At 73.3% G+C, this 21528-nt stretch carries 22 protein-coding genes; 12 read left to right on the top strand and 10 right to left on the bottom strand.

From position 1 onward, the window contains the following. The first annotated feature begins 28 nt into the window (after nt 1-28). Nucleotides 29-1288 carry a styrene monooxygenase/indole monooxygenase family protein gene (locus tag ACZ5D2_RS05760; protein ID WP_468927418.1) on the top strand — a complete coding sequence of 420 codons (1260 nt, stop codon included), beginning with the start codon at nt 29-31 and terminating at the stop codon, nt 1286-1288. Here ACZ5D2_RS05760 and ACZ5D2_RS05755 read toward each other — a convergent pair. Then, nucleotides 1240-2373: a C40 family peptidase gene (locus ACZ5D2_RS05755; RefSeq protein ID WP_371676677.1), complete on the bottom strand. Its 1134-nt coding sequence runs from the start codon at nt 2371-2373 to the stop codon at nt 1240-1242. The two genes, ACZ5D2_RS05760 and ACZ5D2_RS05755, sit on opposite strands and share 49 nt — an antisense overlap. 574 nt (nt 2374-2947) lie before the next feature. Here ACZ5D2_RS05755 and ACZ5D2_RS05750 point away from each other — a divergent pair. After that, nucleotides 2948-3460 carry a hypothetical protein gene (locus ACZ5D2_RS05750; protein WP_371676676.1) on the top strand — a complete coding sequence of 171 codons (513 nt, stop codon included), beginning with the start codon at nt 2948-2950 and terminating at the stop codon, nt 3458-3460. Between the two features lie 335 nt (nt 3461-3795). Here the strand turns inward: ACZ5D2_RS05750 and ACZ5D2_RS05745 are convergent, their stop codons facing one another. Both ACZ5D2_RS05745 and ACZ5D2_RS05740 read right to left on the bottom strand, forming a co-directional pair. After that, nucleotides 3796-4242, bottom strand: a complete 447-nt coding sequence (locus ACZ5D2_RS05745) for a hypothetical protein (RefSeq protein WP_468927413.1) — start codon at nt 4240-4242, stop codon at nt 3796-3798. Then, nucleotides 4242-4631 carry a DUF6325 family protein gene (locus tag ACZ5D2_RS05740; protein WP_030232533.1) on the bottom strand — a complete coding sequence of 130 codons (390 nt, stop codon included), beginning with the start codon at nt 4629-4631 and terminating at the stop codon, nt 4242-4244. The genes ACZ5D2_RS05745 and ACZ5D2_RS05740 overlap by 1 nt, the downstream gene beginning before the upstream one ends. Nucleotides 4632-4728: 97 nt before the next feature. On the opposite strand from ACZ5D2_RS05740, the gene ACZ5D2_RS05735 reads away from it, so the two are divergent. From ACZ5D2_RS05735 to ACZ5D2_RS05725, 3 genes are read left to right on the top strand one after another with little or no spacing between them, the layout of a single operon-like run. Further along, nucleotides 4729-6108 carry an FtsW/RodA/SpoVE family cell cycle protein gene (locus tag ACZ5D2_RS05735; RefSeq protein WP_371676674.1) on the top strand — a complete coding sequence of 460 codons (1380 nt, stop codon included), beginning with the start codon at nt 4729-4731 and terminating at the stop codon, nt 6106-6108. Beyond that, on the top strand, nt 6105-7565 hold the full coding sequence (locus ACZ5D2_RS05730; protein WP_468927409.1) for a penicillin-binding transpeptidase domain-containing protein: 1461 nt from the start codon (nt 6105-6107) through the stop codon (nt 7563-7565). Before ACZ5D2_RS05735 ends, ACZ5D2_RS05730 begins: the two co-directional genes overlap by 4 nt. A gap of 43 nt (nt 7566-7608) precedes the next feature. Next, nucleotides 7609-8085, top strand: a complete 477-nt coding sequence (locus tag ACZ5D2_RS05725; RefSeq protein ID WP_371676672.1) for a DUF3291 domain-containing protein — start codon at nt 7609-7611, stop codon at nt 8083-8085. Here the strand turns inward: ACZ5D2_RS05725 and ACZ5D2_RS05720 are convergent. Then, nucleotides 8082-9197: a ferritin-like domain-containing protein gene (locus ACZ5D2_RS05720; RefSeq protein WP_371676671.1), complete on the bottom strand. Its 1116-nt coding sequence runs from the start codon at nt 9195-9197 to the stop codon at nt 8082-8084. The genes ACZ5D2_RS05725 and ACZ5D2_RS05720 overlap by 4 nt on opposite strands. 160 nt (nt 9198-9357) lie before the next feature. On the opposite strand from ACZ5D2_RS05720, the gene ACZ5D2_RS05715 reads away from it, so the two are divergent. From ACZ5D2_RS05715 to ACZ5D2_RS05705, 3 genes are read left to right on the top strand one after another with little or no spacing between them, the layout of a single operon-like run. Next, nucleotides 9358-10287 (top strand): AurF N-oxygenase family protein, encoded by a 930-nt coding sequence (locus ACZ5D2_RS05715; RefSeq protein WP_371676670.1) that lies wholly within the window; start codon nt 9358-9360, stop codon nt 10285-10287. Nucleotides 10288-10310: 23 nt separating this feature from the next. Then, a complete protein-coding gene (locus tag ACZ5D2_RS05710) occupies nt 10311-11024 on the top strand; it encodes a TetR/AcrR family transcriptional regulator (RefSeq protein WP_371676669.1) in 714 nt (237 codons plus the stop codon). 10 nt (nt 11025-11034) lie between these two features. After that, entirely contained in the window at nt 11035-11304 is a 270-nt protein-coding gene (locus tag ACZ5D2_RS05705) for a hypothetical protein (protein ID WP_371676668.1), read from the top strand. Between the two features lie 104 nt (nt 11305-11408). Here the strand turns inward: ACZ5D2_RS05705 and ACZ5D2_RS05700 are convergent, their stop codons facing one another. From ACZ5D2_RS05700 to ACZ5D2_RS05690, 3 genes are all read right to left on the bottom strand, one after another. Continuing rightward, complete coding sequence (locus ACZ5D2_RS05700) at nt 11409-12635, bottom strand: ATP-binding protein (protein WP_468927403.1); 1227 nt, start codon at nt 12633-12635, stop codon at nt 11409-11411. Then, nucleotides 12632-13381 (bottom strand): hypothetical protein, encoded by a 750-nt coding sequence (locus tag ACZ5D2_RS05695; RefSeq protein WP_371676666.1) that lies wholly within the window; start codon nt 13379-13381, stop codon nt 12632-12634. The genes ACZ5D2_RS05700 and ACZ5D2_RS05695 overlap by 4 nt, the downstream gene beginning before the upstream one ends. 152 nt (nt 13382-13533) lie before the next feature. Then, nucleotides 13534-14169 (bottom strand): hypothetical protein, encoded by a 636-nt coding sequence (locus ACZ5D2_RS05690; RefSeq protein ID WP_371676665.1) that lies wholly within the window; start codon nt 14167-14169, stop codon nt 13534-13536. Between the two features lie 187 nt (nt 14170-14356). Between ACZ5D2_RS05690 and ACZ5D2_RS05685 the strand changes: the two genes are divergently transcribed. Then, nucleotides 14357-15157, top strand: a complete 801-nt coding sequence (locus ACZ5D2_RS05685) for a nuclease-related domain-containing protein (RefSeq protein ID WP_371676664.1) — start codon at nt 14357-14359, stop codon at nt 15155-15157. 138 nt (nt 15158-15295) lie between these two features. Here the strand turns inward: ACZ5D2_RS05685 and ku are convergent, their stop codons facing one another. Beyond that, nucleotides 15296-16510, bottom strand: coding sequence for a non-homologous end joining protein Ku (ku, locus tag ACZ5D2_RS05680; protein WP_371676663.1), 1215 nt, complete (start codon nt 16508-16510; stop codon nt 15296-15298). A gap of 31 nt (nt 16511-16541) precedes the next feature. Here ku and ligD point away from each other — a divergent pair, with 31 nt between their 5' ends. Next, nucleotides 16542-17426 (top strand): non-homologous end-joining DNA ligase, encoded by an 885-nt coding sequence (gene ligD / locus ACZ5D2_RS05675; RefSeq protein WP_468927398.1) that lies wholly within the window; start codon nt 16542-16544, stop codon nt 17424-17426. Next, a complete protein-coding gene (locus ACZ5D2_RS05670; RefSeq protein WP_371681160.1) occupies nt 17426-18316 on the top strand; it encodes an ATP-dependent DNA ligase in 891 nt (296 codons plus the stop codon). Before ligD ends, ACZ5D2_RS05670 begins: the two co-directional genes overlap by 1 nt. A 100-nt stretch (nt 18317-18416) precedes the next feature. Here the strand turns inward: ACZ5D2_RS05670 and ACZ5D2_RS05665 are convergent, their stop codons facing one another. Together ACZ5D2_RS05665 and ACZ5D2_RS05660 are read right to left on the bottom strand one after the other, a co-directional pair. Then, a complete protein-coding gene (locus ACZ5D2_RS05665; RefSeq protein WP_371676661.1) occupies nt 18417-18821 on the bottom strand; it encodes a DUF6479 family protein in 405 nt (134 codons plus the stop codon). 143 nt (nt 18822-18964) lie between these two features. After that, on the bottom strand, nt 18965-19954 hold the full coding sequence (locus ACZ5D2_RS05660) for an XdhC family protein (protein WP_371676660.1): 990 nt from the start codon (nt 19952-19954) through the stop codon (nt 18965-18967). A gap of 261 nt (nt 19955-20215) precedes the next feature. Between ACZ5D2_RS05660 and ACZ5D2_RS05655 the strand changes: the two genes are divergently transcribed. Continuing rightward, a complete protein-coding gene (locus ACZ5D2_RS05655) occupies nt 20216-21442 on the top strand; it encodes an MFS transporter (protein ID WP_371676659.1) in 1227 nt (408 codons plus the stop codon). The last annotated feature ends 86 nt before the right edge of the window (nt 21443-21528 follow it).

Below are 21528 nucleotides of genomic sequence, written 5' to 3'. Positions count from 1 at the left end.
GGCCCGTCCGGCAGATTGAGAACGTGAGATGCGCAGGATACTTGTCGTGGGGGCCGGCCAGTCCGGTCTCCAGCTCGCCCTCGGCCTCCAGGCCAAGGGGTACGAGGTCACCCTCATGTCCAACCGGACGGCGGACGAGATCCGCACCGGGCGCGTCATGTCCACGCAGTGCATGTTCGACTCGGCCCTCCAGCACGAGCGCGACCTCCAGCTGAACTTCTGGGAGCGGCAGGCCCCCCGGATCGAGGGAGTCGGCGTCTCGGTCGCCGCCCCCGACACCTCCCGCCCCATCGACTGGCTCGGCCGTCTCAAGGGCTACGCCCAGTCCGTCGACCAGCGCGTGAAGATGGCCGGCTGGCTCGACGCCTTCACCCAGCGCGGCGGCCAGCTCGTCATCCACGGCGCCTCCGTCGCCGACCTGGACTTCTTCTCCCGCACCTACGACCTGGTGCTGGTCGCCGCCGGCAAGGGCGAACTGGTCTCCATGTTCGAGCGGAACGCGGCGCGCTCGCCCTACGACGCCCCCCAGCGCGCCCTCGCCGTCAGCTACGTCCATGGACTCGGGCCGCGCCCCGAGCACCCGGAGACCGAAGCCGTCCGCTGCAACCTGGTCCCCGGCGTCGGCGAACTGTTCGTCATGCCGACCCTCACCACCTCCGGCCGGGCCGACATCCTCTTCTGGGAAGGCCTCCCCGGCGGCCCGCTGGACGTGTTCCGGGGCGTCAACGACCCCGGGGAGCACCTGGCGCTGACGCTGGAGCTCATGGAGAAGTTCACGCCCTGGGAGTACGCCCGCGCCACCAAGGTGGAGCTGACGGACGCCGGCGGCACCCTCGCGGGCCGCTACGCCCCCGTGGTCCGCAACCCCATCGGCCGGCTGCCGGGCGGCGGCCTGGTGCTGGGCGTGGCGGACGTGGTCGTGGCGAACGACCCGATCACCGGGCAGGGCTCGAACTCGGCCGCCAAATGCGCGGCCTCGTACCTCTCCTCCATCCTCATGCACGGCGACCAGCCGTTCGACGAGGCCTGGATGAAGGCCACCTTCGACAAGTACTGGTTCACCACGGGCATGCCCGTCACCCAGTGGACCAACGCCATGCTCGGCGTCCCGCCGGAGCACGTGCTGGACCTGATCGGCGCGGCCGGCCGGTTCCAGCCGGTGGCGGACCGTTTCGCCAACGGCTTCGACAACCCGGCCGACTTCGACTCGTACTTCTTCGACCCCGAGGACACGGCCGACTACCTGGCCGAGGTGTCCTCCGCGCTGTCCCCCGCCTCGGCGGAATAGCCCGCGTCGTCCCCCGCCGTCGCGCGCTCGGGCAGCGGCGGCGGGGTGAACTCCGCCAGCGGGATCCCCTCGGGATCCGGCCGCACCGCCCCCAGCAACGGGTTCGCGGCGATGGGGGACACCTTCACGGTGGCACCCGGACGGGGCGCCTGGATCACCTTCCCGTCCCCGATGTACAGGGCCACGTGGGTCGCCTTCGGGAAGTAGACCACCAGGTCGCCCGGACGCAGCCGGTCCAGCGGCACCCGGGGGAGCCGCGCCCACTGCTCCTGGCTGGTCCGGGGGATGGAACGCCCCGCGTGCTCCCAGGCCTTCGAGGTCAGCCCCGAGCAGTCGAAGGAGGCCGGCCCCTCGGCGCCCCACACGTACGGCTTGCCGATCTGCGCCGTCGCGTACCGCAGGGCGGCGCCACCGGCGGCGGTGGGCGTCCCCGTACGGGCGGGCAGCCGGCCGGAGTCCACCAGCTCCCGCTGCGCCCCGGCGGTGACGGCCGCCTCCCGCCGGTCCAGCCCGGCCACTTCCTCGGGGGTCAGCGCCGCGAGCAGCCGCTCGACGTCCTTCAGCCGGCCCGTCACCTCCTCGTGCTGCTTCTTGCGCTCGACGGTGAGGCCCTGCTGGGTGTCGAGGGCCTTGCGGGCCGCCGCCGCCAGGGCGTCGGCCCGCTGCTCGCCGCGCTCCAGCCGCGCCACGACCCCGGCCTGCCGGGCACCCTGGCGGGCGGCGATCCGGCGCTGGTCCACGGCCTGTTGGGGGTCGCCGGACAGCAGCATGCGCAGGTACGGGGAGAGCCCGAGGGTGCCCTGGTACTGCTCCCGGGCCAGCCGCCCGGCGGTGGCCTTCTCGGCACCGAGCGCGGTGCGCGCCCGCCCGAGCTCGGCGGTGAGCCGGCGCTCCTCGTCCTGACCGGCCTTGAGGGCGGCCTCGGTGGCGTTGTACGCCTCGCTGGCTTCCTCGGCCCGCTGGTACAGCCCCTGCAGCCGGGTCAGCAACTCCCCGACGGGCTCGGCCCGCGCGACGGGCGGTGGCCCGGCGGCAGCGACGAGGACGGCGGCCAGACAGGCCAGCCGCAACAGTCGTTTTGTCATGTAATCACCTCCGCGACACCGCCCGATGCTGCCACGCATCCGGCCCGCAGCCTTCGACGCCGTCCGGCGGGGCTCGGGGAGTCACCCGTCCGGAGGCGGGGTCGGGGGGTGCGGTCGGGGTCGGGGTCCGGGGATGCGGGATTTCAGCCGGCCGGTATCGGAGGAGGTTCGGGTGGTTCCCGGTTGTCCAGCGTCCTTCCGTGCCGTGCCGGTCCCTCAAGGGCGCTCCCTGCGGTCGCGTCGCTTCGCGATGGCCTTCGGCCACCCTTGACCGACCGGCCCGTCCCGGAACGCCAACAGACAACCGGGAACCACCCGAAAGAACGGTCACGGGGGAAGTGAGCGAGGAGCGGCCCCGTCAGAGAAGTGCGAGGCGGCTCCGCCCGGCAGGCCCAGGACGCGGGCCGGCCGCCATGCCCGGCAGAGCCGGGGGCGGCCGGACCGCGCGCCAGGGCGACCAGAGCGTCCGGCCGTCCTCCCCCTTCGCATCAGATCGCTACGCGCTCCCGACGTCTCGGCGTCTCTCGGCCGTCTTGGGCCGGAAGGGCGATACGGGGACCGTTAGTCTTTTCCGATGGATCAAGCTGACGCATGGGAGCGTTTTGCGCGTCTCCTGCCGGAGCGCGACGCCCATGAACTCAGGGACTGCTGGGACATCGGTGAGCAGGAGGCGGGGCTCGATCGGCTGGTCGGTGCTCTCCTCCGGCACCGGGTGGCCGTCAGCGAAACCGTCCGAGCCGAGATTTCCGTGGTGGCGGAGGTGTGGGGAATGCGCGAAGCGCTCACATCTCACCTCCTGGCGTGCCCCGGTGACGGCTCGCCCGCCCTCCTGGAACTGACGGAGGGGGACCCCCTGCCGGCGCTGTCCGATTCCCGGCTGACGGACCTCGTCCTCATCCCCTGGATCCGTTGCGCGTCCGGTCGGCTTCTGATCCGTGCGCACGTGGAAGAGCCGTGGGGCGACCTGTCCCTCATCGCCGAGCACTATGCCGTTCTGGCCTCGGAAGAAGGCCCGGTCCTCCAGCTCTTCGAAGCCTTTTCCGCCTGGGAGGCCCTGACCGGACTCCTTGAGCCGACCGCCTCCTGAGACCAACCCGAAACGACCGCCGGGACATGCGAAGCGCGTAGCGATCGGACGCGCATGCCGTCCCAGAAGGCTCGCTGGACGATCTGGTCGCCTTTTGGTGCGGTCTGGATGCCCCGGGCGTTGGACCGGGTGTGGTCGGGGCCGGATTGGAGGTCTGGCCGGAGAGGGGTCGCGCATCTCTGAGAGACCCGCCCCTCCTCTCCTCCCCGTGGACCGTTCTTTTGGGGGTTTCCCGGCATTCTTTGGCATTCCGTGACAGCCCGGCCCGACGCGGAAGGACGATGAGACTGACGGGAAACCCCCAAACCCTCCCCCACGCGGGCCGAGTGGGACCCCTACCCCCGCAGCAGGCGCCCCTTCGCCAGGGTGAACTCCTCCGGGGTCAGGAGGCCCTGACGGGCCAGGTCGGAGAGTTGGGTCAGCTCCGCCACCAGGGTGGGCCCGGCCACGGGCGGGTGGGCCGGGGGCGCCGCCTCCGTCGGGGGCTCGCCCCCGCTCTCCGGCTCGCCGCCCACTTCGGGCTCCCGACCCGCCACGCCCTCCGCCCTCATCCCCGCCCCGCCCCTGACCTCCTCCTCCAGCGCCGCCTCCAGTTCCTCCGCCACGCTCTCCTCCACCGCGCCGCCCTCCACCACGCCGTCCTCCCCCGCACCCTCCCCCATGCCTTCCGCCGTCGCCCACTCCGCCGCGCCCGACGCCCGGCGGAGCAGGCCGCGGAGGAGGGGGCGGCCCGGTGGGCGGACCGCGGGGGACACCGTCACACCGACCGGCCGGATGAACATCACGCCACCTCCACCCGGTCCGCCGGGATCCGGACCGAGCCCACGATCCGTCCGCCCGCCGCCCGTACGGCCACCGCCGCGTCCTGTGCCCACACGTGCTCCACCACCAGGAGCAGCGCGCAGCTGCCCCGGTCCAGGAGTTCCGCCGCCTCCCGTACGTCCTCGGGCCCGATCAGCCGCGCCACGTCGCGGCCCGCCAGGAGGCCCCGTAGCTCGACGAACTCGTCGAACTCCGCCGCCATCACCTCGCCCCCGGCCGTCTTCGTCGTGACGAGGCCGTCGATCAGGCGGACCACCCCGGTCTTGCGCAGTCCCATCACGGCCTCGACGGCCGGTACCCGCAGCTGTTCCTCCGGGAAGGCCAGGACGATGAATTCCACAGGTCCCATGCGCCGGGGCTCCCTACTCCTGACCGTTTATGACGACTCTTCGGCACACTATGACATAAGCGGACATACCCGCCCTACCCTTGCTACGTTTCCCCGTATGACCGCTCTGACGGCGAAGGTGACGGAGCCCGCTCCGCCCCCGCCCCCCGATGCCCGCGCCCCCAAGGGCCGGGGCATCGAGCTGACGCTGCTCGCCGGTGCGGTCCTGATCTCCGTACTGGGCCACGTCCACGTCGGCCTCGCGGACACCGGCCACTTCCCCCGTCCCGGCGGCCGTTACGCCGCGGGCCTCGGCGGCGCCGCCCTGCTCGCGCACCTCGCCGTCCGGTTCCGGGCCTCCTACGCCGATCCCCTCCTGCTCCCGATCGCCGTGCTGCTCAACGGCCTCGGCCTGGTCCTCATCCAGCGGCTCGACCTCGCGACCCCCGGCGAGAGCGGCGCGGGCGACCAGCTGCGCTGGTCGGCCCTGGGGGTGGTGCTGTTCGTCCTCGTCGTCGCGGGGCTGCGCGATCACCGCGCGCTCCAGAAGTACGCCTACCTCTCGGTCGCCGCCGCGCTCGCACTGATGCTCGTCCCCGTCCTCTTCCCGGCCGTCAACGGCGCCCACATCTGGATCCGCTTCGCGGGGCTCTCCTTTCAGCCGGGGGAGTTCGCCAAGATCCTGCTCGCCGTCTTCTTCGCCGCCTACCTCGCCGCGAACCGCACCGCCCTCGCCCTGACCGGCCGCCGGATCTTCTGGAAGCTGCGTCTCCTGCCCGGCCGGGTGCTCGGCCCGATCCTGGCGATCTGGCTGCTCAGCGTGGGCGTGCTGGTCCTGGAGCGGGACCTCGGCACCTCGCTCCTCTTCTTCGGCCTCTTCGTGATCATGCTGTTCACCGCCACCGGACGGATCGGCTGGATCGCCATCGGGCTCGTCCTCGCGGCCCTCGGCGCCTATGCCGTCGGGACCCTGGAACCGCACGTGAACAGCCGCGTCGACGACTGGCTGAATCCTTTCGCCTCCATCGAGCGGGGCGAGGGCCCCGGCCAGCTCGCGCAGTCCCTCTTCTCCTTCGCCGCCGGCGGCCTCCTCGGCGCCGGCCTCGGCCACGGCCAGTCCTTCCTCATCGGATTCGCCGCCAAGTCGGACTTCGTCCTCGCCACCGCCGGCGAGGAGCTCGGCCTCGTCGGCCTCACCGCGATCCTGCTCCTCTACGGGCTCCTCGTCTCCCGGGGCTTCCGCGCCGGACTCGCCCTGCGCGACCCCTTCGGGCGGCTGCTCGCCACCGGGCTCGCCTCGATCATCGCCCTCCAGGTCTTCGTCATCGCGGGCGGCGTGACCGGACTGATCCCGCTGACCGGCATGGCCATGCCCTTCCTCGCCCAGGGCGGCTCCTCCGTCGTCACCAACTGGATCATCGTCGCGCTGCTGGTCCGGCTCAGCGACAACGCCCGCCGCCCCCGTCCCGCCGAGTACGGGCGGGAGGGGGCCGGATGATCCGCTACATCCGCTGGTGCGGGTACTTCTGCGCCCTGCTGCTCGTCGCCCTGCTGGTCAACGTCGCCCGGGTGCAGGTCTGGGAGGCCGCCGCCTACGGCGCGAACCCGGCCAACAAGCGGCCCGCCGTCCAGCGCTACGCCGAACCGCGCGGGCGGATCCTGGTCGACGGCAAGCCCGTCACCGGCTCCCGCGACAGCGGCCAGCTCCTGCGCTACGAGCGCACGTACGCCGACGGCCCGCTCTACGCCCCCGTCACCGGCTTCTCCTCCCAGACGTACGGCACCAGCTTCGTCGAGCGCGCCGAGGACGCCGTCCTGTCCGGCACCGATCCGGGACTGTCCGCCTTCCCCCTCTGGTACGAGCTCTCGCGCGGCCGCCCCGGCGGCGGCGACGCCGTCACCACCCTGCGCGCCGCCGTACAGCGGGCCGCGTACCGGGGGCTGGGCGGCAAGCGGGGCGCGGTCGCGGCCGTGGAACCGGCGACGGGCCGGATCCTGGCGCTGGTGAGCAGCCCCTCCTACGACCCCGGCCTGCTCTCCGGTACCGGTGCGAAGGTCAAGGCGGCGTGGCTGCGGCTGAACGCGGACCCCGCCAAGCCCATGCTGAACCGGGCGCTGCGCGAGACCTACCCGCCCGGCTCCACCTTCAAGATCGTGACGGCGGCCGCGGCCCTGGACTCCGGCGTGGTCACCGACGTGGACGCGCCCACCGAGACCCCCGACCCGTATCCGCTCCCCGGTACGAGCACCCTGCTCCCGAACGCCGGCGCGGGCTGCCAGGACGCCTCGATGGCGGAGGCGGTGCAGTTCTCCTGCAACACGGTGATGGCCAAGATCGGGGTGCGGGTGGGCCTGCGCCGCATGGCGGAGGCGGCGGACCGGTTCGGGTTCAACGACGACGGGCTGCGGGTCCCCTCCTGGGTCTCGCGGTCGAACTTCGACACCGACATGAGCCCCGACCAGCTGGCGCTCTCCTCGATCGGGCAGTTCAACACCAGGGCCACCCCGCTCCAGATGGCGATGGTCGCGGCGGCGGTCGCCAACGGCGGGGAGATCAAGACCCCTTACCTGGTGGAGCGCACCACCCGGCACGACGGCTCGCAGGTCCGGTCCGCGGCCCAGCACACCCTGGGCCGGGCGATGAGCCCGGCCACGGCGCTGCGGATGCAGGAACTGATGGTGAAGGTCGTCGAGAACGGCACCGGGCGCAACGCGGCCATCAAGGGCGCGCAGGTCGGGGGCAAGACCGGCACGGCGCAGCACGGCGTCGGCAACGCCGGTACCCCGTACGCCTGGTTCATCTCCTGGGCCCGGGCGCAGGGCGCTCCGCAGCCGGCGGTGGCGGTGGCCGTGGTGGTCGAGGACGCGTCGGCGGTCCGCGGGGACATCAGCGGCAACGGCGCCGCGGCGCCGATCGCGCGGGCGGTGATGGAGGCCGCGCTGTCCACCCGCTGAAACGCCGTGGCGGCGCGCGGGGCCGGGCTGCTAGCCCTGGGGCATGACCCACGACCGCGACGCCGACGCCGCCCACGAGCTGGCCCAGGTGAACATATCCCGTCTCAAGTACCCCTTGGACTCACCGGAACTGAAGGACTTCGTCGACGGGCTCGAACCCGTCAACGCCGCGGCGGAGGCCGCCGACGGCTTCGTGTGGCGGCTCCAGGGGGAGGAGGGCGACGCGACGGAGGTGAGGATCTTCGGCGACGAGTGGATCATCGTCAACATGTCCGTGTGGCGGAACACCGACGCCCTCACCGCCTTCATGTACCAGGGGCGGCACCGGGAGCTGATGTCCCGCAGGCGGGAGTGGTTCGAGCACGTCACGGAGGCCATGGCGACCCTGTGGTGGGTCCCGGCGGGCCGGCGCCCCACGGTCGCGGACGCCGAGGAGCGACTGCTGAGCCTGCGCGAACACGGGCCGACGCCGTACGCGTTCACCCTGCGCACGTCCTTCCCGCGCCCGGACGCGGTCTAGCCGACGGCGCCCTCGCCGCCTTCCCGGATGGCGGCCGTCACCTCCGCCACGCGCTCCTGTTCCTCGGCCGCGAAGCGTTCGCGGTCGAGGGACTCCGCCAGCTCCTCGTCCTGGCTCATGAGCAGGTCCAGATTGGAATCGCCCATGTCGAAGACCCCCATCTCCAGGTAGGCCTTCTGGAGCCGCTCGCCCCACAGTCCGATGTCCTTGACGCAGGGCACGATCCGGCTGAACAGCAGCTTGCGGAACAGGTGCAGGAACTCCGACTGCTCGCTGTACTCCTCCGCCTCCCGCCTGGGTACGCCGAAGTTCTCCAGGACCTCCACCCCGCGCAGCCGGTCGCGCATGAGGTAGCAGCCCTCGATCACGAACTCCTCGCGCTCGCGCAGCTCGGCGTCGGTCAGCTGACGGTAGTAGTCGCGCAGGGCCATCCGCCCGAAGGCCACGTGCCGGGCCTCGTCCTGCATCACGTAGGCCAGGATCTGCTTGGGCAGCGGCTTGTCGGTGGTGTCGCGGATCATGCCGAACGCGGCCAGCGCCAGGCCCTCGATCAGCACCTGCATGCCCAGGTACGGCATGTCCCAGCGGGAGTCGCGCAGGGTGTCCCCGAGCAGCCCCTGGAGGCTGTCGTTGACCGGGTAGAGCATCCCGACCTTCTCGTGCAGGAAGCGCCCGAAGATCTCGGCGTGCCGGGCCTCGTCCATGGTCTGGGTGGCCGAGTAGAACTTCGCGTCCAGGTCCGGCACCGATTCCACGATGCGCGCCGCGCACACCATGGCGCCCTGCTCGCCGTGCAGGAACTGGCTGAAGTTCCACGCGCTGTAGTGCCGGCGCAGTTCGCCCTTGTCCCGGTCGGTCATCTTGGCCCAGTGGCGGGTGCCGTAGAGGGTCAGCACCTCGTCGGGGGTGCCGAGCGGGTCGTACGGGTCCACCTCGATGCCCCAGTCGATGCGCTTGGCGCCGTCCCACTGCTTGTCCTTGCCCTTCTGGTAGAGGGCGAGGAGGCGTTCGCGGCCCCCGTCGTACTCCCAGCTGAAGCGGGCCGAACCGGTGGCGGGGACCTGCCAGACGTCCTCGTGCGGGGCTTTGGTGTAGAGCTCGTGCGTCGACACTGACGCCTCCTCGACTGCCGTACGGGATGCGGTGGTTGGCAGCGTCACACGTTGGTAGACGCGCGGTCAACAAGTCGTGCGCGGGGGATTGACGCCCTTGCTGACAGGCAGTCTCATAAGAGGTGACCGCAGGTAACCCGACCGCGAGGTGCCCGAAGCCATGACGACAGTGACGGAACGAGCCGCGCTGAGGGACGCCCTCGGCCTGCTCAAGGACCGCGAGCAGATCGCCGAACGACTGCTCGAATCCTCCGCGAAACACTCCTTCGACCCGGACCGCGAACTCGACTGGGGCGCCCCGCCGATCGAGGGCAAGTACTACTGGCCCCCCGAGCTGCTCTCCCTCTACGGCACCCCGCTGTGGAAGAAGATGGGCGAGGAGCAGCGCATCGACCTCTCCCGCCACGAGGCCGCCGCCCTCGGCTCCCTCGGCATCTGGTTCGAGATCATCCTCATGCAGCTGCTGGTCCGCCACATCTACGACAAGTCCCTGACCAGCAACCACGTCCGCTACGCACTCACCGAGATCGCCGACGAGTGCCGCCACTCCATGATGTTCGCCCGCATGATCCGCGAGAGCGGCACCCCGGCCTACCCCGTCTCCCGCGTCAACCACAACCTCGCCCGCATCCTCAAGACGGTGTCCACCACCCCGGGTTCCTTCGCCTGCACCCTCCTCGGCGAGGAGATCCTCGACTGGATGCAGCGCCTCACCTTCCCCGACGAGCGGATCCAGCCCCTGGTGCGCGGAGTCACCCGGATCCACGTCATCGAGGAGGCCCGCCACGTCCGCTACGCCCGCGAGGAACTGCGCCGCCAGATGCTGACCGCCCCGCGCTGGGAGCAGGAACTCACCCGGATCAGCTGCGGAGAGGCCGCCCGCGTCTTCTCCCTGGCCTTCGTCAACCCCCAGGTCTACGACAACATCGGCCTGGACCGGCGCGAAGCCGTCGCCCAGGTCAAGGCCAGCGGACACCGCCGGGAGGTCATGCAGACCGGCGCCAAGCGGCTCACCGACTTCCTCGACGACATCGGCGTCCTGCGCGGCGTCGGCCGTCGGCTGTGGAAGAGCTCCGGCCTCCTGGCCTGAGGGGCGTCGTCTACCCTGCGTGCATGACCGTACGCGCGTACCGCAGGCTGAGCGTCGAGGAGCGGCGGGCCCAACTCCTCGACGCGGCCCTGTCGCTGTTCGCGCACCGGGCACCGGAGGAGGTCTCCCTCGACGACGTCGCGGAAGCCGCCGGGGTCTCCCGACCGCTGGTCTACCGGTACTTCCCGGGCGGCAAGCAGCAGCTCTACGAGGCCGCCCTGCGCTCCGCCGCCGACGTCCTCGAACTCTGCTTCGCGGAACCCCAGCACGGTCCCCTCACCCAGCGGCTCTCCCGCGCCCTGGACCGCTACCTCGCCTTCGTCGACGAACACCACACCGGCTTCTCCGCCCTCCTCCAGGGCGGCAGCGTCGTCGAGACCTCCCGCACCAGTGCCACCGTCGACGGCATCCGCCGCGCGGCCGCCGACCAGATCCTCGTCCACCTCGGCGTCCCCACCCCCGGGCCGCGGCTGCGGATGATGGTCCGCACGTGGATCACCGCCGTCGAGGCGGCATCGCTGATCTGGATCGACGAGGGCCGGCAGCCGGAGGCCGGCCAGCTGCGCGACTGGCTCCTGGACCAGTTCATCGCCCTCCTGACGGCCACCGCCGCCACCGACCCCGAAACCGCGGCGGCCGCGCGGGCCGCCCTGGCCCTGGAGTCGTCCGACGGGCCCGTCGGGGTCCTCGCCCGCCGCGTGATCCCGGTGGTGTCCGAGGCGGCCCACCTGCTGTGACACTGGTGGCGTGAGAAGCGAACCGACCCCCTTCGAGGGCGGCCCGATGGACGGCCGGGTCCTCCCTATCCTCCTCGGCCCGACCGGCCACCCCCCGAAGTGGTACGAGATCCCGGTCCCGGCCCCGGACGGCGGCCCCCCGACGGTCCTGCTGTACGAACGGGTCCCATCGGGCTACACGAAGCGGCTGGGCCTCCAGAAGGGCTGGAAGTACGCCTTCGCCCCGACGGGCCGGAAACCGAAGCTCCGCTGGCCCTGGACCAAACCCCAGAAGCCGTAACCCTGCCGGCCCCACTCCCGGGGCCCCGGCACCGACCCCGGCCACCCCGCAGCCCCGCCCCCGCCCGGTCAGGGCGGTCACCCCCGAGAACCGCCCGGCCAGGGCTACGGCAGCGTGAGTACCGCCAGCGCCCCGCCCCCCTCCGCCTCCCGGAACTCCAGCCGCGCGCCGATCGCCTGCGCCTGCCCCACCGCGATCGTCAGCCCCAGCCCGTGCCCCCTGCCCCCGCTCCGGAACCGCTGCGGCCCGTGCGCGAGCAGGTAGTCCGGATACCCGCCCCCGTGGTCCCGTACGGTCACCACCGGCCCGTCCACCGTCACCACCACCGGCCCCCGCCCGTGCTTGTGCGCGTTCGCGACCAGGTTCCCCAGCACCCGCTCCAGCCGCCGCCGGTCCGTCTCCACGTGCGCGTCCCTGACGACGACGACCTCCGTGTCCGTCCCCGACGCCCGCACCACCCTCCGCGCCAGCCGCGCCAGCTGGTGCAGATCCGTGTCCACCCGCTCGCTCCCCGAATCCAGCCTGGAGATCTCCAGCAGGTCCTCGGTCAGCTGCCGCATCGTCCGCACCCGCTCCCGCACCAGCTGCGTCGGCCGCCCCTCCGGCAGCAGCTCCGACGCCGCCTGCAGCCCGGTCAGCGGCGTACGCAGCTCGTGCGCGACATCGGCCGTGAACCGCTGCTCGCTCAGCAGCTTCGCCTGGAGCGTGCCCGCCATCGTGTCCAGGGCCCCGGCCACCGTGGAGACCTCGTCCTGGTGCCGCGCGGGATCGGTCGTGCGCGGGTCGCCGACCCGCGCGTCCAGGTCGCCGCCGGTGATCCGCCGGGCGACCGCCGCCGTCTGGTGCAGCCTGCGCGTCACGCGGGTCACGGCGAAGGCCCCCACCAGCAGCGTCCCGCCGATGGCCAGGAGCGAGGAGCCGATGATGGCGTTGTCCAGCCCCCGGATCGTCCGTGCGCTCTGCCCGTAGTCGATCGCGGTGGCCAGGGCCCGCCCGTCCGCCGGGGCGGCGGCCCACATCACGGGCTGCCCCAGGTGGTCCGCGACGACGGTGGCCCGCTGCCCGCTCACCGCCAGGGCCCGCAGTTCCGGCGGCAGCCCTTGCGGGTCGATGCCCGAACCGGGTGGCAGGGCCTCGCCCGCCTCGTAGGCGAGGGCGGCGTCGTGCAGTCTTTCCAGCGCCTTGTCGCGCGCGGTCGCGACGGTCTGCCGGGTCACCTCGGCGTGCACGAGCAGTCCCAGCACGGCCGCCAGCGAGCAGCACATCACCACGATGAAGCACGCCGACTTCCAGGTCAGCGTGGCCGTCCACGCGGGCAGCACCCGCCTCACGGCGCGCCCCCGGCGCCCGTACCGGCAGCCCCCGTACCGGCGCTCCCCGACGCCCGTGGCGCCGGCGCCGCAGGCACCCGTACGATCTGCTCCCACGTCGGCAGCATCGTCTTCTGCCGCTCGTCCCAGGACCAGGCGGTGATCAGTTCGTACCCCGGGTTGCCGCTCGGCGCCCGCAGGATCACGTCCCTTCCGGCCAGCTCGACGGCGATGACGGTCTGGGTGGTCGCCATGATGCGGTTGAGCCGGCCGGCGGAGTCGGCGGTGTAGACCCGCACGGACATCATCTTGTCCGGGAGCTCGATGCCCACCACGACCTCGTCCTTGCCGTTCCCCGTGAGGTCCCGGTAGTACGGCCGCCGCACCGGGCACTGTCCGGGCTCCTGGCCCGCGGTCCCGCACGCCCTGATCGCCGCCGCGGTCTCCGCCGGCATCCCGTCGGCCCCGGTCACCTTCCCGGGCCGTGCCCGCAGCTCCGCCTGGACCAGGGCCACCGGGTCGACGCCGCGCACGTCCTGGTCGACGACCCGCGGCAGGCCCTGTACGTACTCCGGCGGCGCGCCACCGGGATCGGCGGGCGGCACCTCGGCGCCCGCCCGCTCCGGCCACAGGTGTACGGGTCCGCTCGCCGTCGGGGTGGGCCCGGCGGCGGCGAGCCCGCCGGTGTTCCCGCAGCCCGCGAGCAGCGGCAACGGCAGCAGGAGCCCGCACAGGGCGGCACCCGCACGCGACGGCGGTATTCGCACGGTGACGGGCCCTCCTCTGCGCTGCGTACGATCGACTTCGGTCGAAGCAACTTTATGCGGAGGTACATCCCTTTTGCCGCCCTGTCCGCGGTATGGACCAGGACGGCCGTACCCGACGGCACCCGGCCGCCCGGGGCGGCCCGGGGCCCGGATCAGCCGTCCGACCGCCCCCGCCGCAGCATCGCGAAGCCCAGCCCGGCCGCGCCCACGGCCGCGATCCCGCCGCCCGCGGCGAGCAGCAGCGCGCCGTCGCCGGGCCCGTCGGCCAGCGTGTTCAGCCGCAGGGTCTGCACGGTCCCGGTACCCGCGCCGGTCCCCGTACCGCCCCGCCCGCCGCCGTCCTCGACGGAGGCGGGCAGCACCCGGCCGTCACCCCCACCGCTCCCGTGCCGGGTCCCGGTCTTGTGCCCGTCGCCGGCCACCGCGTGGGAGCCGTCCTGCGGGCGGGTCTCGCCGACCCAGGAGGACAGCCGCCCGTCGGGCCGCAGCGCGGCGTGCAGCTCGCCGGACCCGCCGAAGCCGGTGGTTCCGTCCCGGCTGGTCAGCGTGGCCACCGTGGAGCCCGAGCGCATGATGTCGGCCTGGTACGCGTCCTTGGCGAGGCGGTACACCTTCGCGGTCGAGCGGCCGTCCGCCAGGGAGATGCTCTTGACCAGCGTCCGCTGGGCCCCGGACGCCGCCGGCCTCCCGTCGGCGAGCGCCGTGGCCGCGGGCAGCGCCAGCAGACCGGCGACGCATGCGGTCACGGCGGCGGCGCGAACGGTCGAGCGGCGGCTGACGGTACTCACGGGATTCCTTCGGCACGGGTCAGGGAGGCCCGGAGGGTCCGGGCGCCATAAAAATAGGCGCCGGCCGTTGCGGGGGAGCGTTGTTCTTGTAACAGGCAGGCCGCAAGGAGCCGACGGAGCTGTTACACAACGGAGGGATTGCCGTGGGCCGCCCCGGCTGCTCCCATGGACGACGGGGGTGAGGCCGATGAGCGGACTCAAGGTGCTTCCGAGCGGCCGGCCCGGCCGTGGCCGGCTCTACGTCAACGGTTCCGACGGCCACGCGGTGGCCTGGTACGACCGGCGGACCAACCGGATCAGCGTCCTCGCGGACGACCAGCGCGCGGCGGTCCTGGCCGCCCTGCGCCCGCACTTGAGCGGCGACTGGACCATCGGGCCGCCGCCGGTCCCCACCGCCGCCGAACTGCTCCGGCTCACCCTCCCGCCCGACCGGGACCTGGCCCCGAACCGCCCCGGCGAGACCCTGCTCGGCGAGCTCGCGTACGGATCGCCCGGCAGCCGGGCCCGGCACCGGATGCGGCAGGAACTCCAGGCGCGGCAGCGGATCGGGGCGGAATCCGACGCCCTGGAGGAAGAGGACTGGCGGGCCCTGCACGACATCCCGCTGCCGGGCCTGGGGATGCTGGACCACCTGCTCATCGGGCCCCCGGGCGTGTTCGCCGTCCGCACGGTCCCGGGGCGGCGCCAGCGCGCCCAAGTCGGCGACCTGCTGCTGACGGTGGGCCGCGCCGAGCCCCGCCCGGACCCCCGGTGGATCCGCAGGGCCGCGGCCCGCGCGGCCCGGGCGCTGACCGCCCAGGTCACTCCCGTCCTGGCGCTCGCGGACGCCTCCCGGGTCGACGTGGCCCCGACGGTCCGGGACGTCCTCGTCCTCCAGCCCGCCACTTTGTCCGCCGTCCTGACGGCCGCCCCCGCCACCCTCAAACTCCCGGACGTGGAGGCCCTCTTCACCCTGGCGCGCACCCAACCCACCTGGTCCGCCCCCTAGACCGGACTGCCGAGTCCGGACCTCGCGGGCCCGGGGCCCGTGTCCGGACCTATCGGGCCCGGGTTCCGTGTCCGGACCTCTCGGGTCCGGGGCTCGCGTCGGGATACCCCTCCGGCCTGGGGCCCGAGGTCCGGACCCTCAGGCCGAACTCCGCTTGCGGGGCGCCGCCTTCTTCGCGGCGCCCGCGCCCGCGCCGGAGGCCGAAGCCCTGCCGGTCCCGGCCGACTTGGCGGCCGAAGCCGATTTCGCGGTGGAGGTGGACTTGGCGGCCCGGGTCCGCGATCCCGCCCCCGCACCGCCCGCGGACTTGGCCCCCGACCGGGCCGTGCCGGCGCCCTTGGCCGCGGCGGCACCCTTGGCGGTGGAGGTGCTCTTGGCGGTGGAGGTGCTCTTCTTCCCCCCGGCGGCCGCCTTCGCCCCGGCCGCCGTCTTCTTCGCGGCGCCCGTCGACGCCGTCGACTTCTTCCCGCCCACCGCCTTGGGCGCGGGAGCGCTCGACGCCGGCGTCCTGCGGCCGCGGATCGGCGTCACCTCCGCCGGAGTCCCGGACTCCGCGGAGTCCCCGGAGCCCCCGGCCCGGGACTCCCTGGCCGCCCGTACGCTGCTCTCCAGCGCCGCCATCAGGTCGATCACCTGGCCGCCCGCCGGCTCCACCACCGCCTCCGCCGGCTCGTACCCCTCGCCCGTCTTCGCCGCGAGCATGGCCTCCACGGCCTCGCGGTAGTCGTCGTGCAGCGAGGCGATCTCCACCTCGCCCAGGGTGGCCATCAGGGCGTCGGCCAGGTCGAGTTCGGCGTCCCGTACGGTCACCGACGCCTCGGGGGCCACGCCCTCCGGCTGCCGGATCTCGTCCGGCCACAGCAGCCCGTGCATGGCGATCACGTCGTCGACGACCCGCAGCATGCCGAGCCGCTCCCGCCCCCGCAGCGCGTACTTGGCGATCGCCACCTTCCGGCTCCGCTTCAGCGCCTCCCGCAACAGCGTGTACGGCTTCGCCGCCGTGGCGCCGTTCGCCGCGAGGTAGTAGGCGGCGTCCATCTGCAACGGATCGATCTCCTCGGCCGGTACGAACGACACGATCTCGATCGTCTTCGCGGTCGGGATCGGCAGCTGTGCCAGGTCCTCGTCCGTGATCGGGACGATCGACCCGTCGGCCTCCTCGTACCCCTTGCCGATCTCGGCGGCCGGCACCTCCTCGCCGTCGAGTTCGCACACCTTGCGGTAGCGGACGCGGCCGCCGTCGCTCACATGGATCTGACGGAAGGAGATCGAGTGGCTCTCGGTGGCGTTGACGAGCTTGATCGGAATGCTGACCAAGCCGAAGGAGATCGCCCCGTTCCAAATGGATCGCACGGTTCCTCCTGATTCGTGGCAATCTCATCGTATGACGCCGATCACCATGGTGGAGGGGCGTCGCATCGCGCTCAGCAACCTGGACAAGGTCCTGTACCCGCGGACCGGCTTCACCAAGGGCGAGGTGCTGCACTACTACGCCACGGTCGCGGACTCCCTCCTCGCGCACATCCGCGACCGCCCGGTCTCCTTCCTGCGCTATCCCGACGGTCCGGACGGACAGCTCTTCTTCACCAAGAACCCGCCAACCGGTACGCCCGCCTGGGTGAGGACCACCCCCGTGCCCCGCTCCGAGGACGAACGGGCCGAGCAGGTGGTCGTCCGCGACCTGCCCACCCTCATGTGGGCCGCCAACCTCGTCGTGGAGTTCCACACCCCCCAGTGGACGGCCGGCCGGCCCGCCGTCGCCGACCGGATCGTCTTCGACCTCGACCCCGGCCCGCCCGCCACCGTCGTCGAGTGCTGCGCCGCCGCCCGCTGGCTGCGCGGCCGCCTGGCCGCCGACGGCCTCGACGCCTACGCCAAGACCTCCGGCTCCAAGGGCCTGCACCTGGCCGTCGCGATCGAGCCGACCCCGTCCGCGCGCGTGTCCGCGTACGCCAAGACCCTCGCCCAGGAGGCCGAGGCGGCCCTCCCCGGCCTGGTCGTGCACCGGATGGCCAAGGCCCTGCGCCCCGGGAAGGTGTTCGTCGACCACAGCCAGAACGCCGCCGCCAAGACCACCGCCGCCCCCTACACCCTGCGCGCGCGGGAGCTGCCCACCGTCTCGGCGCCCGTCTCCTGGGAGGAGGTGGAGGGCTGTCGGACCGCCTCCGACCTGGTGTTCCTCGCCGACGACATGGCGCCCCGACTGGCCCGCGACGGCGACCTGCTGGCTCCCCTGACCGACCCCGCCCGTGCCGGGAGGCTGCCGTGATCCGGGTGGCGCTGGCCACGGCCGTACGGACCCTGCCGCGCGGGGCCGGACTGGCGTACGAGCCCAAGTTCGACGGTCACCGCCTCGTCGTCGTGCGCACGGCGCAGGACGTGGTCCTCCAGGCCCGCTCCGGCCGGATCGTGACCGCCGCCTTCCCCGACCTGGCCGCCGCGGCCCGGCAACTGCCCGCCGGGACCGTACTGGACGGGGAGGTGGTGGTGTGGCACGCGGGCCGTACGGACTTCGCGCTGGTCCAGCGGCGCGCCGCGGCCGCGAGCGCGGCTCGCGCGGCGGTGCTCGCGCAACGCCTGCCGGCCTCGTACGCGGCCTTCGACGTGCTGGAACTGGCCGGGCTCGACGTCCGCGCCCGGCCCTACGAACGCCGCCGGGCGCTCCTGGTCGATCTGCTCCTGCCCCTGGGCCCGCCCCTCCAGCCGGTGCCGATGACCACCGACCCCGAGCTCGCCGAGACCTGGTACGCGACCCTGCCCGCCAGCGGCATCGAGGGCCTGGTCGTGAAGCGGCTCGACGAGTCCTACCCCGCCGGCCGTCGCTCCTGGCGCAAGCTGCGCCACACCGACGTCGCGGACGCGGCGGTGATCGGCTTCACCGGCACCCCGCGCCGCCCGCTGGCCCTCGTCCTGGTGCTGCCGGGGGAGGACGACGAGGCTCCGCTGGTGTCGAGCCCGCTCTCCGCGGGGCTGCGTACGGAGATGGCGGCGGCCGTCGCGGCCCTCGGGGAGGTGGCCCCGGCCGCGGCCACGGTCACCGCGATCGGGCTCGGCGAAGTACCGTTCCGCCCGCTGGACCCGCCGCTGGCCGCGGAGGTCCGGCGCAGTTCGGCCCGGCATCCGCCGCCGGAGGTGCTCCGGCTCCGGACGGACCTCTGACCCGCGGGGCCGCGGGTCAGAGGCCGGAGTTCGAAGGGGTCGTCGGGCGCGGGCCGGGCGCGGGTCGCTCGGGCGCGGGCCGGCTCGGGCGCGGGCCGGCTCAGGCGTGGGCGCCGCGCCCCGCGTTCGGGGGAGCTCCGGGCTGCGCGTGCGGTCCGGGCCCCTTGGGGAGCTCGTAGCCGGCTTCCCGCTCGGCGCGGGCGTCGTCCGGGTGGCTGTGGGTGCGGGAGCCGAAGTTGCCGTACCCCTGCATTTCGTGGGGGCGCAGGCCGCCTTCGGGGATCTCGACGTAGTCCCGCTCCTCGCGCACCTCGTACACCGCACCGCCGTCGGGCAGGTGGGGCTGGCTCTCGGGGGTGGGGGGCGGTGGCTCGTGGTCGCGCACCCTCCGGCCCAGTGCGAAGCCGCCGAGCAGGACACCGACGACGCCGAGCCCGACGACCAGGAACCACGCGATCTGGCCCAGTGTCGCGTCCGCCGCGAGGGGGATCAGGGTCGTATTCATACGTCCTATTTTCCCGCGTTTGGTCGGATTTCATGCAATCAGCCCAAAGAAACTTCGAACCGCGGGGGAGCGGGCCGCCGGGCCGCCCCGTCCGGTCCGCCCGCCCCTACCGCCTCACCGGACCCGTCGCCTCACCGGACCCGTCACCTCAACGGTCCGTCGGAATCCCGCAGCCCCTGCGCCTCCCGCCCGCCGAGCACCCCGAGGATCTCGGCGCAGATCGCCAGGGCGGTCTCCGCCGGGGTCTTGGCGCCCAGGTCGAGCCCGATCGGCCCGTGCACCCGGGCCAGTTCCGCCTCCCGGACCCCGGCCGCGACCAGCCCCTCCCGGCGCCGCGCGGTGGTCCGCCGCGACCCGAGCGCGCCGACGTACGGGATCCCGAGCGCGAGCGCCGTCCGCAGGGCCGGCACGTCGAAGTCGGGCTCGTGGCTGAGCAGCACCAGGCAGGCGGCATCCCGGTGGGCGGTCAGCACCTTTTCCGCCTCGGCCGCGTCCTCCACGCACACCGCCTCCCAGCCCAGCAGCGCCGCCTGGGCCCCGATGACGTCGGCCAGCTCGCCGGCCCCGCCGATCACCACGTGCGGCGCCGACGGGTACGCCTCCACGAGCACCAGCCCGGATCCCCCGTACAGCGCGTCCCGGCCGGGCCGCCGCGTACCGAGCAGCTCCCCGGCCCGGCGCTCCGCGTCGTCGCCGGGCGTCCCGCCGGCCCGTACGACCCGGCTCTCCGCCCGGTCGGCGTCCGCGTTCAGCCGGGTCACCAGCGCCACCCCGGCCCCCGTCCCGAGCAGCTCCCACCACTCGGCCGGGATCGCCGCGAGCGGCTGCAGCAGCACCTCGGCCTGCCCGCCGCAGGTCAGCCGGGCCTCCACGGCCTCGCCCGCCCCGACGGACAGCTCGCACACCCGGGCCCCCTCCGCGCCCACGGCCGCGCCCAGCGCCGCCGCCTCGGCGACGAGCTCGGCGTCGAACACCCCGTGGTACAGGGCCCCCACGCACTCGCCCCGCGCGTCCACGAGCACGGCCCCGGCCGGATCACGCGGCCCGAACCCCTGCTCGGTCACCGGCCGCGCCAGGAACGCGACCCGCCCCTCGGCCACCCACCGCCGTGCGGTCTCCGCCAGCTCACGCATCCTCGTCGCCCCATCCTCCACGCGCTGCTTTCCCGCAAATGCCCTGGTCAGCGGCACAATGCGGCCTGTCCGACCACCCTACGCACGCCCCCGCCCCGCACCCACCCCCCAAACCCACCAACCCCGCCCCACCCCCCTCGTACGGACCACCGGAAGTGGCCGGAACACCGTCACGAGAAAGAATCGGAGTGGGCGGGACCACCGTGTTCCCAGGTGTGCCGCCGAGCCCGTGCGGCGCCGTGGAAGGGGAACGGCCGAACCGTGGAGACCTTGAGACGCACCTTCCAGTCCCTCTCGGTGCGCAACTTCCGGCTGTTCGTCCTCGGACAGCTCCTCTCCGTCACGTGCACCTGGATGATGGTCATCGCCCAGGACTGGCTGGTCCTGGAACTGGCCGGCGACTCGGGCGCCGCCCTCGGGGTGGTGACGGCCATGCAGTTCACCCCCGTCCTCCTGCTGACCCTGTACGGGGGCGGGCTCGCCGACCGCCACAGCAAACGCAGCCTCCTGATGCTCGCCAACGGCGCGTCCGGGGTGCTCGCGCTGGCACTGGGCCTGTGGATCCTCCTCGGCGAGGTGCGGCTCTGGCACATCTGGCTCTTCGCCCTGGCCCTGGGCACCGTCAACGCGGTGGAGGCGCCCACCCGGATCTCGTTCGTCGGCGAGATGGTCGGCGGCGAACTCCTGCCGAACGCCTCGGCGATGAGCGCGGCCTACTTCAACGTCGCCCGCGTGGTGGGCCCGGCGATCGCGGGCTTCCTCATAGCCCGCCTCGACGTCGCGGCCGTCGTCCTGATCAACGCCGTCAGCTACCTCGGTACGGTCGCCAGCGTCGCCCTGATGCGCCCGGCGGAACTGCACGTCCCGGCGTCGCGGCCGGCCGCGCCCGGGATCGCGGACGGACTGCGCTACGTCGGCCGGCGCCCCGACCTCGTACTGCCGCTGGCGCTGCTCGGCGTGGTGGGCCTGGCCGGGTTCAACTTCCAGCTGACCCTGCCCCTGCTGGCCAAGACGGAGTTCCACACCGACTCCACCGCCTTCGGCCTGCTCAGCAGCTCCCTGGCGGCGGGCTCCCTGCTGGCCGCCTTCGCCACCACCGCCCGCCGCGGCCGCCCGTCGGCCCTCGTGGTGACCGGCTCGGCACTGGCCTTCGGCATCACGGAGGCCCTCGTGGGCCTGGCCCCGACCCTGACCACGGCCTGCCTGCTCCTGACCCTGACCGGCTTCACGATGATGTACTTCGCCCAGGCGTCGAACCACCGCGTCCAACTGGGCACGGACCCGGCCTACCGGGGCCGGGTGATGGCCCTCTACACGGTGATCTTCCAAGGGGGCACCCCCCTGGGCGCCCTCCTCACGGGCCTGCTCGCGGAACACCGAGGCCCCCGCTGGGCCCTCACCACGGGCGGCCTCATCACCCTCACCGCAGCGACCATCGCCCTGACGGCCTTCCCCCACCCGACATCCCCCACCACGGAGTCCCCCTGACCCTGTGGGGTACCTGACGCCGGCGTGGGCCGGAAACCGCGAGCGACGCCGACGCCATCGCCGCCGCCCTGTGCCGCCGCGACGGT

Source organism: Streptomyces sp. NPDC031479, assembly GCF_055581065.1.
This window is presented reverse-complemented; position numbering and strand designations above follow the sequence as displayed.